9 protein-coding genes are annotated in these 10592 nt (G+C 47.9%); 2 read left to right on the top strand and 7 right to left on the bottom strand.

Annotation, left to right across the window (positions count from 1 at the left end; translation table 11 throughout):
* Window positions 1-120 precede the first annotated feature (120 nt).
* From HC229_RS12865 to HC229_RS12855, 3 genes are read right to left on the bottom strand one after another with little or no spacing between them, the layout of a single operon-like run.
* Entirely contained in the window at window positions 121-1263 is a 1143-nt protein-coding gene (locus HC229_RS12865; protein WP_191020901.1) for an acyl-CoA dehydrogenase family protein, read from the bottom strand.
* Window positions 1264-1279: 16 nt separating this feature from the next.
* The gene (locus HC229_RS12860; protein ID WP_191020900.1) at window positions 1280-2149 is read right to left on the bottom strand and encodes a helix-hairpin-helix domain-containing protein; all 870 of its coding nucleotides are present in this window, start codon (window positions 2147-2149) and stop codon (window positions 1280-1282) included.
* A 47-nt stretch (window positions 2150-2196) separates the two neighbouring features.
* On the bottom strand, window positions 2197-2424 hold the full coding sequence (locus tag HC229_RS12855; RefSeq protein WP_191020907.1) for a PspC domain-containing protein: 228 nt from the start codon (window positions 2422-2424) through the stop codon (window positions 2197-2199).
* A 51-nt stretch (window positions 2425-2475) separates the two neighbouring features.
* Here HC229_RS12855 and HC229_RS12850 point away from each other — a divergent pair, with 51 nt between their 5' ends.
* Window positions 2476-3672, top strand: coding sequence for a hypothetical protein (locus tag HC229_RS12850; protein WP_191020899.1), 1197 nt, complete (start codon window positions 2476-2478; stop codon window positions 3670-3672).
* Here HC229_RS12850 and HC229_RS12845 read toward each other — a convergent pair.
* On the bottom strand, window positions 3661-4149 hold the full coding sequence (locus HC229_RS12845; protein WP_191020898.1) for an exonuclease domain-containing protein: 489 nt from the start codon (window positions 4147-4149) through the stop codon (window positions 3661-3663). The two genes, HC229_RS12850 and HC229_RS12845, sit on opposite strands and share 12 nt — an antisense overlap.
* A 57-nt stretch (window positions 4150-4206) precedes the next feature.
* Here HC229_RS12845 and HC229_RS12840 point away from each other — a divergent pair, with 57 nt between their 5' ends.
* Window positions 4207-5877 (top strand): GLPGLI family protein, encoded by a 1671-nt coding sequence (locus tag HC229_RS12840; RefSeq protein ID WP_191020897.1) that lies wholly within the window; start codon window positions 4207-4209, stop codon window positions 5875-5877.
* Window positions 5878-6045: 168 nt separating this feature from the next.
* Here the strand turns inward: HC229_RS12840 and HC229_RS12835 are convergent, their stop codons facing one another.
* The 3 genes from HC229_RS12835 to HC229_RS12825 form a co-directional block, all read right to left on the bottom strand.
* Window positions 6046-7407: a pyridoxal-phosphate dependent enzyme gene (locus HC229_RS12835; RefSeq protein ID WP_191020896.1), complete on the bottom strand. Its 1362-nt coding sequence runs from the start codon at window positions 7405-7407 to the stop codon at window positions 6046-6048.
* Between the two features lie 127 nt (window positions 7408-7534).
* The gene (locus tag HC229_RS12830; protein ID WP_223845604.1) at window positions 7535-9445 is read right to left on the bottom strand and encodes a putative porin; all 1911 of its coding nucleotides are present in this window, start codon (window positions 9443-9445) and stop codon (window positions 7535-7537) included.
* A 101-nt stretch (window positions 9446-9546) separates the two neighbouring features.
* On the bottom strand, window positions 9547-10578 hold the full coding sequence (locus tag HC229_RS12825) for a hypothetical protein (protein ID WP_191020895.1): 1032 nt from the start codon (window positions 10576-10578) through the stop codon (window positions 9547-9549).
* Window positions 10579-10592 lie beyond the last annotated feature (14 nt).

Below are 10592 nucleotides of genomic sequence, written 5' to 3'. Positions count from 1 at the left end.
GGGCGGCCTGCGGCCGCCCCGAACCCTTAAAAGGATGCCGCTCCCATCCCTCACGCACCTTTCCAAAACACAAAAACCGGAATCCAAGCGAATTCCGGTTTTAAAGTCAGTCAGTTAAGATCAGTCTCTGAGCAAATTCCGCGAAATCACCAATTTCTGTATCTCGGTCGTACCCTCGCCTATCGTGCAAAGCTTCGAATCGCGGTAGAATTTCTCCACCGGATAATCTTTGGTATAACCGTATCCGCCGTGAATCTGTACGGCCTCATTCGAAACCTTAACACAAACCTCAGAAGAATACATCTTGGCCATCGCGCCTATTTTGGTAACCGGTTGTTTGTTGTTTTTCAAATGAGCCGCCTTGTGAAGCAACAATTCCGAAGCTTCGATCTCGGTAGCCATGTCAGCCAACTTGAACGCGATTCCCTGGAATTCGCTGATCGGCTTGCCAAACTGGTGGCGCTCTTTTGAATATTTCAGCGCCGCCTGGAACGCGCCTTTTGCAATTCCCAACGAAAGCGCACCTATCGAAATACGTCCGCCGTCGAGTATCGCAAGGGCTTGCTTGAAACCGTCTCCCACTTTGCCAAGACGGTTGGCGTCCGGAACGCGGCAGCCATCAAAGATCAATTCGGCAGTTTCACTCGCGCGCATCCCGAGTTTGTTTTCTTTTTTACCGGATGTAAATCCAGCCATCCCTTTTTCAAGAACGAAAGCCGTCGTGCCGTTGGAATCCCCTTTTTCGCCAGTGCGTGCGATCACCACGGAAACGTCCCCGGAAATCGCGTGCGTGATAAAGTTTTTGGCGCCATTCAATATCCAGTCATCTCCATCCTTGACAGCCGTCGTGTTCATGCCGCCTGCGTCCGAACCCGTGTTGTGCTCGGTCAATCCCCATGCGCCTATCCATTGGCCGCTTGCGAGTTTGGGAATCCAGCGCAGCTTTTGTTCCTCGTTCCCAAATGTCAGGATATGGTTTGTGCAAAGCGAATTATGGGCCGCTACCGACAATCCTATCGAAGGGTCAACCTTTGAAATTTCTTCTACTACGGTGATGTATTCATGATAACCCAATCCTGAACCACCCAATTCCTCCGGAACAAGGACTCCCATATAACCCATTTCTCCCAATTTGCGGAAGAGCTCAACCGGAAAAGTCTGGGCTTCGTCCCACTCCATGATATGCGGTCGGATGTGTTGTTCGGCAAAATCACGGATAGATTCCGCTATCATGGATTCGGTCTCAATAAAATCGTAGTTCATATTCGGTTGTATTTTTTTAGAATTCCAAATATAAGCTAATTATTTTTACATTATCAACAGGAAAGTTCTCGATTCCTAACAAATCATCAGGTTTATTGATTTTGCCGTTCATGCTTCTGAACGTCACGATCGATTTGGCGACGGCATACCGAAAATAAGGGAACGCCGCCAATTCCTTAACTGAAGCTTCGTTTACGCGTATTTTCTTGAGTTCGGGAAGTTGCCTCACTTCGAACCGCTGCTGCAATTTTTCAATGACGTCCCTCGACAATCCCCAGATATCGTGCATCTGTTTCATGTCGACGAACCCGCCGAGCACTTCGCGTTGTTTGATGATACGATCGGATAGCGCATCGCCAATTCCGTAGACCGCCATCAGTTCCTGCTTGTCGCAAAGATTGATATCCAATTTCGATTTGGATGTGGCCCGGTTGCCAACAGTCAGGTATTTGCTGGGTTGCTGTTTTCGATTTACCCAATCCGGGAATTTGAAATAAGGAGAAATCGCACCAAGCAGGCTATCGGAAACTTTTGTGACATTTTGGAATTCCAAAGCGGAGTTCACGAATTTCCCCTTATCCCTAAACGCGTGCAACCTGTCGATTTCCGGCACGCTCATGCCCAAACGGTAGCCTTTATAGTCAGAGATAAAGTTCGGATTGAACGGATAGACGACAACTTTTTTTCGCGAGGCAAGCAGCTTCAACGAATCGAGCTCTTTTGAAAGCGCTAGCCATTTGCGGGATTCCGGGTCACGAGATTTGAAAATCTTGTTTTCGGGCAACAGGCAAAAAATTTGGACGATGGCGATGAGGATCGAAAGCAGGAGAATTCCCTGCCGTTGCGAACGGGTAAATCCGGTCCGCTTTAAAATGGAGGTTTTCATTATGGCGTGTATTAAAGTTGAATGGCATAAAAAACATGTGAATCGGCTTACAAATCAAAAACGGAACTTCTCTTGGCGCGGATCATGTCCTTGAGACGAATCCAGAACGCAAGCGTCAGGTAAACACCGAACCAAAGCCCGGCCGTAACGAATGAAATATAAATGAAAAACAGACGGACGCTCGTAGCACGCATCCCGAGGCGGTCGGCCAAACGGGACGACACCTGGAAACCGTATTGCTCAAAAAAATACTTGAGCTTGATGATGAACGGTATCTTCTGATTTTCCACCTCATAAAAATACGTTTTTTGGATATATTTACAAGGATGAAAAAAATACGATTCCTTCTTTTTTTGGCGGCCCTTGTTTTTATCGGTTGCAAAAACGAAGATGCCGCTTATCAGGATCCGAGAGGCGTCGATTATGCCGGAGCCCAAAGTTGCGTGCAATGCCATTCAGATGTCGCACACTCGTCTATGGTCACGGCCCATTTTAAGGCGACCGCTGAGGCGACGGCAGACAATGTCCTCGGGAGTTTCAGCCACCCTAAAAACGTTTTCGATTACGGCAACGGCTCGAAGATGCAGATGGAAAAACGAGGCGACAGCTTGTTCCAGGTTTGGTATAAGGACGGCAGGAAAGTTTCGGAACATTCGTTCGACATCGTATTTGGCGGGCGCAATGCCCAGACATCCGTGTATTGGCACGATTTCAACACCTTCGAACTGCCGCTTTCCTATTATCGATCTTCCGATAGTTGGGGAACGAGTCCCGGATTCTCGCAGACGACACCCGATTTTTCGCGCAAAATGCTCAAAGATTGTTATGCCTGCCACAGTTCCAATGTCCGGAATGTGGCGTCCGATCTTACTTCGGAGGAAAATAACGCCTTTACCGGAGACGTCGAGGATGTGATCCGCAAGGACAAAATAATTTACGGTATCGACTGCGAACGCTGCCACGGCCCTGCGAAAAAACACGTCGACCATCACTTGGAATTTCCTGGAGAAAAGGTGGCGCTGCACATGACGAGCTTTAAGTCACTTTCGAGACAACAAAAATTGGACGCCTGTTCGATTTGCCATGCGGGAGCCGACGGCATGAAAATAAAATCCCGTTTCGATTTCAAGCCCGGCGATAACCTCACGGATTACTATCGCCCGATCCCGAATGCCGAAATTGACGTACATGGCAACCAACACGGCATGCTAACCCAAAGCCAGTGCTTTGCGAAAAGCCCCAATATGGATTGTACAACGTGTCACGATCCGCACGCAAACGCGGCGAAAGACCCTGCTCATTATGCCAGGATCTGCTCGAGTTGCCACGCCGCTCCCAAACATTCCAGGCAAACGCTCGCATCGGCTTCGGTAAAAGAAATGGAACAGAATTGCGTTTCGTGCCACATGCCCAAACAAGCTTCACGCGCGATCAGTTTCCACAAGGCCTACAATTCTCCTTTATACGATTACAGACTGAGCACTCACAAAATTGCGGTCTATCCGGACAAATCAACGAAGTAGGTAAAGTCTTGCACAAGCGCGCGCGTCCGACAAAGCTTCATGGTGGTTGAGCTCGATATTGTTGCGCAGGCTGCATGCCTTGAGATTGGCCGGCTTGTACCCTTTTGCGCGGTAAATGCGGGCCGTGCATTCCCACTTTTCGGCTATCTCGAGTTCGTCGTAATACAGTCCGTAATAACGCATCGTCTTTGCCAGCACGTTGCGGTCGAACGACTCGTTATGCGCGACGATCTTGCGCCCCGTAAGGCGTCTCCGGAGTTCCGGGAAAACAGCGTCGAAAGTCCTTTCGTGAAGCGTCTGCACCGGCTTGATGTTGTGAACCATGATGTTGCGATACCAATACTCATTGTTCGGTGGTTGAATCAACGTATGGAATTCCTCGGTGATGACGCCATCTTGAACCGTGACGATCCCGACGGAACAGGCGCTTTCAAAATGTCCGGTAGCGGTTTCAAAATCTATGGCAGTAAAGGTCATGGCAAATGTTTGGACGCGCAAGATAGGTTGCTATCTTTGTTTGAACCAAATCCAACTATGAAAAAATATTATCTCTCAATTGTCTTCCTTATCGGATTTTTGAGCTTCGGACAAAAATCGAAAATGCCGACCTCGGTCAAAGTTACCTACGAACGGACGTCCAACGGAAATCCCGTGGAAAACCAGGATAAAATCGTATTGTTCGCGCATCGGGAAAGTTCGTTGATCACTTCGGAAAAGATTCTCGCAGGCAAAGCCGATATTCCCTACGAGAAAACCTCGGTAGACATCCCAAACGCAAGCATTACCAATTACGCCTACTTAAAGGACGACAAACTCGTTCGCATGATCGACAGCAGTTCGCTTGGCAACCAAAAATGGGAATTGACCAACGAGACCAAAAAAATACTGGGCTACAACTGCAAAAAAGCCAAGACGGTCATCAGCTCGAATTGGGTAGAGGTTTGGTACACGACAGAGTTGGACGTTTACGGAGGGCCGTCGGTCTTGGGCCAAAAACTAGGCTTGGTGCTCCAAACCGTGCGCAACGGCAATTACCATGTGACGGCGATCAAAATCGAAAAGAACGCGACACAGCCTCATCCTATCATCCTTAAACCACGCCAATTTCTCGTAGACGCCATCACTTATCGCGACGAGCTTTGGAAAAGCCGCTTTGTGAACATCCCAGTTTTCAAAAACCAACAGGTCAATTTTTCGGACGATACGATTGCCGATGCCAACACCGTTCGCCTGCAACACGGCCAAGTGGTGTTGCGCAAAATCAAAATTCCCGAAATCCCTGCCGGAAGCGTGGCTTTTCTCGACGTCACCGAAAAATCGAAAGGAGACGCTTACGACCGGACGGGAATCGTATTCGTTGTTCCCACCGACAATGCCTCGGCTTTGATTGACGATCTTAAAAGCGGCAAAAAAATGTTCGCGCTTCCATCGGCCCAGAAAATCGGATCGGTCAAATCGAAAAACCAGCCGCCTCATCTGGAACTGATGCGCTTTTTCACACCGTTCGGAATCAGCCAGTACAACACTATCGTCAAGCTCAAGAACAAAGTCTGGCTCGACAGCGTGATGTACCGACAGGAAATCACGGACGTCCTGCCGGCAATTAGCGGAAAAGAAGTCGTGATCGGCCTTACTATCGGAAACTATGACAAAGGCGGACACGAGGTCAGCGCCAATATCACTTATCACAATGAAAGTGCGAAAAACACCGCGGCGCGTGTTGTGCTTCCGTTGTTCAATACCGAGAATTTCATTGAAAGACAACATATCGACCACAATTCACTTTTAAAAACCGAAACGGGCTACCAAACGACATTTTCGCTCGCGGCTCCTGTAAAGAATGCCCGACTGCGTTATATCACGACAGGCCATGGCGGATGGGAGAATGGGGATGAATTTCTCCAAAAACAAAATACCATTCTGCACAACGGAAAAAAGGTCCATGCGTTCGTTCCGTGGCGCACGGATTGCGGCGCTTACAGGTTGAGCAACCCGGCATCCGGTAACTTCGAAAACGGGCTGTCCTCTTCAGACTACAGCCGCTCAAACTGGTGTCCGGCCACGGCTACGAATCCGGTTTGGATCGACTTGGGCGACCTACCCGCGGGCGAACATACGATATCAGTTAAAATACCCATTGGCGAGCCTGAAGGCGAGAGCCGTAGCTCATGGACATTGTCGGGCGTTTTGATTGGAAATGAGTAAAGCAAATCGCAACTTCTGACTGCATCATGCCACAATCCCGATGCGTCAAAGTCTGCTATCTGATCTGATATGAAGCGAACCAACAGCGCCATTCAAAAAGCAAAAAGCGAATCCGGTGGTGGATTCGCTTTTTTTGGTCTTGCCCCAATTGGAGGTTGGGATTTGGAATTATTTTATAGTTCCGATCACGTCGTATTTTGTGACGATGTGGTGTCGTCCGTTGCCTAAATCGACGAGCACGGCGCGGTTTTCCTTATTGATCAGTCGTGAAATTTCCTCGACAGCTGTTCCGGCTTTCACGATCGGGTAAGGTTGCCCCATCACTTCGCGAATCGGTTTTTCTGCAACATTCTTGTCGTTGATATAGCTCTGGAAAAGATCGGATTCGTCTACCGAACCTACAAACCCGTTGATGTCGATAACCGGAATTTGTGAAATCTTGTAGTTTCGCATCCTCTCGATCGCATGTGAGACCAACTCTTCTGTCCGTACGACTACAAGCGGTTTGTCGATATGGTCTTTGATGAGATCTTCGGCTTTCGTAATGTCTTCGTCTAGGAAACCACGTTCGCGCATCCAGTCGTCGTTGAACATCTTGCCTACATAACGGCTCCCTGAATCATGGAAAAGCACAACCACGACATCGTCCGGCTTGAAGTGCTCTTTTAGCTGAAGCACGCCTTTGATAGCGGCTCCGGCCGAGTTTCCGACAAAGATCCCCTCTTCAAGCGCCAACCTGCGCGTGTAAACGGCTGCATCCTTGTCGGTGACTTTTGTAAACCCGTCGATCAACGAGAAGTCGACGTTTTTGGGCAGAATATCCTCCCCGATCCCTTCGGTGATATACGAATAGACTTCGTTTTCGTCAAATATGCCGGTTTCATGGTACTTTTTGAATACCGAACCGTAAGTGTCGACGCCCCAGATCTTGACATTCGGATTGTGTTCCTTGAGATATTTTGCGACGCCCGAAATGGTGCCTCCAGTTCCGACTCCCACTACGAAATGCGTGATTTTTCCCTCGGTCTGCTCCCAGATTTCGGGACCGGTTTGCTCGTAATGCGCCTGAGTATTCGACATATTGTCGTATTGGTTCACATACCAGGCGTTCGGTGTTTCCTCGGCGAGTCGGCGTGAAACCGAATAGTACGATCGTGGATCGGTCGGTTCGACGTCGGTCGGGCAAACGACGACTTTCGCCCCGACGGCGCGCAAAATGTCCATTTTTTCCTTGGACTGCTTGTCCGTGATGACGCAAACGAGTTTGTATCCTTTGACGATTGCACCTAGTGCGAGTCCCATTCCCGTGTTTCCGGATGTTCCTTCTATGATGGTTCCGCCGGGCTTGAGTCGTCCGTCGGCTTCAGCATCCTCGATCATCTTGACGGCCATGCGGTCTTTAACCGAATTTCCGGGATTGAATGTTTCCACTTTGGCCAAAACCAAAGCATCTATGCCTTTAATGACTTTGTTGAGTTTGACCATTGGCGTGTTGCCGATCGTACCCAATATATTTTCTGCGTATTTCATTCTGCTTGAATTATTTCGAGTGCAAAGGTAGGGATTAAGTTTGATGCTGGAAACGCTCAATCGATTTCGATGATACGCAACTGACTGGACGCGACGATGGTCTGGTTTGCTGGCAATCGGCGTCGGATCACTTGAAGAAATTCCACTCCATCCCAATCCGGATCATAAAGTCGCGATACGCATAATTGGGCGCCGTCAGGAAGTTGTTCCCCGTCCAGGCGGAATTGAAATGTTCGCATTTGAAGTAAATCCTGGCCGTGCGGATTTTCATGTCGAGGAAAAAGTCGAACATAGGAAAATCGCCGATCTCTTTCCGATCCTGTACAAAAAACTCCCCTATTACCGGATTGTAATCGTTGGCGTAATATTTCGTAAAATAATTGAACGTAATTCCGGTCTGGATAAAAAGCGCCTTTTTAAAATATTGATCCTGGAAATACAACGTGTTGCGCGTGACGATTTTCGGAACGTTGAGCACATCGCTCTGCTGGTCAACCTGCTGATAGAGCACCGTATTGTCGAGTCCGAACTTGCCTAGCCTGAAATCCCGTCCAATTTTAACCGAAAAGTATTTGATCGAACCGGCAAATTGCTTTGGCGCAATAACGATCGTATCAGACTGTGTGGTATTCTCAAAATATAGCATGTCCTTAAAAGACGAGACTTGCACCGAGGCCGTAAACCATTTCGTACCGGCGTTGACGTAAATATTGTTGATCTTTTCGTTCTTGAAATCGTTGACCCAATTATATCCGATGTAGCTGCTTTGATTGAGATTGTAGACATGATCCGGAATCTTGTTCATGCGCTCGTATTGAAACGACACAACGTTTTCCTCATTGAACCTGTAACGCACGCGGCCCTGGATTTGGGAAAGCGATTGATTCGTCATCGATTGGGAAATGAGGCCATTTGCTGTCCAATTGTTTTTGCGGTATTCGTATTCACCTCCGATACTCTGAATTTCGTCGCTCAACAGCCCCGTGTTGACAGGGTCGAGCAATAACACGCGATCGAAGTAATAATTGTAACGGAAATCTTCGGCAAAAAACTTAAACTTGCCCAGCGTCTTGTTCTCATAGACCGCACCTACTTTGTTATACATGCGATTATAATGCGTTTGGTCATTTACGTTCGACGGACGAAAAGACGCCCCAAATCGCTGGATCCGGGTGTCGTCGTCGAGAACACTGACGAGATCAACCTGATTGTATTCAAAAAACTTCGTCTCGTAATTGAATTGATGCGTGATATGGAGGTTGTTTTGGGCATCGCTTCCGTTTACCCTGAAATCGTGGTCGAGAAACAGACGCTTTGCGCGCATGAACGATTTGGCGTCGCGGGAGTACACATTAAAGCGCAGACGGTTTTTATATTGGTCGTTGCCGCTTTCAAAATCAGCAATGTTGGAGACGCCTCCGTTCTCTTCATTGAGAAAGTCCTGGGAAACGAAATGGAAATTGGCTACGTATCGGTTCGACGCCGTGCGGTAACTTGCCGTCAGCCTGAAATTACCCGTACTCGAAAGCTGGTTGATGTATTTTCCATCCGATCGAAGGCCTTTGTACGCGATCGAAAAATTGAACTGAGGAGAAATGTTAGCCGTTACCAAAGCGTCGACGTTTTGGCCCCGCTCCATAACCGACTTGAAGTAAAGTTCGGTAAACGGAGTCGCCACGGAATAGTAGCGGATGTCGTGCGCTTCCATATAGGCAAAGTGCTTGGAACTGTGACCGAACTCGGGATAGGGATTGAACCTCTTTAATCCGAAGTCGAGCCGCTGATACGTCTGGCCTTCATTGGCAAACGGCAAAAGCCCGAAAATGTCCTTTCGCAAATAATTGTGACGGTATTCGTCTTTGATGGTAAGCGACGTGTCTACATAGGTCGTATCCCGATCGAGAGTGACGATGCGATACATATCTATCGTGGCTTTCTTCTCCGCCGATGTGATCTTTTCGCCCTGTGCAGGCGTTTCGGTTTGCCCATGAGTTGAAATGGCGAAAAAAACCGCCAGCAAAGACATCAGATATTTCATCCATTCATTTTGAGCCGTAAAAATACACAAAGGATTTCTTAATGCCATAATAAAAAAAGGCTGTCATTACTGACAGCCTTTATATTAATTGCTAACGAAGATTACTTTCTTCCTTTAGCCAATTTGTTTGCAGCGATTTTACTTCTCACGCTTGCCATGCGGCCTTGAGCAAGAGTTTCATTCGTGTCTGCATCCAACAGTTCGTAAGTAGTTCCTGTTTTGATAAGGATAGCCGGAATCAAAACACCGTCACCCAATCCACCGGCAGCAGCCGAAGTTCCGCCGTCAGACATGTACTCGAGCGGCAAAGAAACAGACCATACACCAAACTTCGTGATGTTCATCGTAACGTCGAGAGCGAAAGGCTGAGCCTCATCTCCAGGAGCATCATAGAAATCTGCGATGATCAGGTACTCACCATCAGGAAGTGTTGAAGGAATAATTACTGACTCCGGAGAGTTTGAAGTAGCACCCGCAAACTCCGTAACCTCCGTGGTTCCAGATCCGTCGAATACATAGATGTCGAAGTCAAACGCAGTAAGATCGTGACGTTCGCCATCAGCTCCGAGATAAGTACCCGGCTCGATAGTTCCGAACCAGTTAGCAGTGCTTCCATCCCAAACCAATTCGACACCTACATCCGAACTAACATAGTCCGCGACATTTACGGTGAAATTTCTGTTAGCCTCAGCAATAAGGCCTCTCGAATTTCCTTCTTCTTCCAAACGGAAGTTGAAAACCTCAGTTCCTTCGATGTCAAAATCAACATCCGGAACAATTGTGAAAGTGTAAGTGGTCGTGTAAGCTGGCATCGTGATTTGGTATCCGATCAATCCGAATCCCGAATCTGGAGTGGTCTCAGTTCCAGCAGGAACAGTAAACTCACGGAAGTTACCTGAAGCGGTAGACAACACGGAAAGTTTGAACTCCATTGCATTCTTAAGGGCGCGGTCCGTCGTCATCGTGATTTCGATCGGTTGGCCTTCAACTACATTTGTAGAAGAAACGGTAAACGTGACGTTTGCTTTTTCCGTACGCATCGTCTCAGTCGCATTGTCATCGTCGTTACAAGAAGCCAACGACATCAGCAATGCAGCTGCGAACATGAATTTATATCCTAATATTTTTTTCATTTCTTTATTATTAT

The sequence above is a fragment of the Flavobacterium selenitireducens genome, from assembly GCF_014748335.1.
Taxonomy (GTDB): Bacteria; Bacteroidota; Bacteroidia; order Flavobacteriales; family Flavobacteriaceae; genus Flavobacterium; species Flavobacterium selenitireducens.
The sequence above is the reverse complement of the archived record's forward strand: the minus strand, read 5'-3'. Positions and strand labels throughout refer to the sequence as shown.

What these genes read in the sequence shown, in the direction of transcription:
- HC229_RS12835 (WP_191020896.1), bottom strand. Translation starts at nt 7,407, where the DNA reads ATGAAATACGCAGAAAATATATTGGGTACGATCGGCAACACGCCAATG.
- HC229_RS12865 (WP_191020901.1), bottom strand. Translation starts at nt 1,263, where the DNA reads ATGAACTACGATTTTATTGAGACCGAATCCATGATAGCGGAATCTATC.
- HC229_RS12830 (WP_223845604.1), bottom strand. Translation starts at nt 9,445, where the DNA reads ATGAAATATCTGATGTCTTTGCTGGCGGTTTTTTTCGCCATTTCAACT.
- HC229_RS12860 (WP_191020900.1), bottom strand. Translation starts at nt 2,149, where the DNA reads ATGAAAACCTCCATTTTAAAGCGGACCGGATTTACCCGTTCGCAACGG.
- HC229_RS12850 (WP_191020899.1), top strand. Translation starts at nt 2,476, where the DNA reads ATGAAAAAAATACGATTCCTTCTTTTTTTGGCGGCCCTTGTTTTTATC.
- HC229_RS12840 (WP_191020897.1), top strand. Translation starts at nt 4,207, where the DNA reads ATGAAAAAATATTATCTCTCAATTGTCTTCCTTATCGGATTTTTGAGC.
- HC229_RS12825 (WP_191020895.1), bottom strand. Translation starts at nt 10,578, where the DNA reads ATGAAAAAAATATTAGGATATAAATTCATGTTCGCAGCTGCATTGCTG.
- HC229_RS12845 (WP_191020898.1), bottom strand. Translation starts at nt 4,149, where the DNA reads ATGACCTTTACTGCCATAGATTTTGAAACCGCTACCGGACATTTTGAA.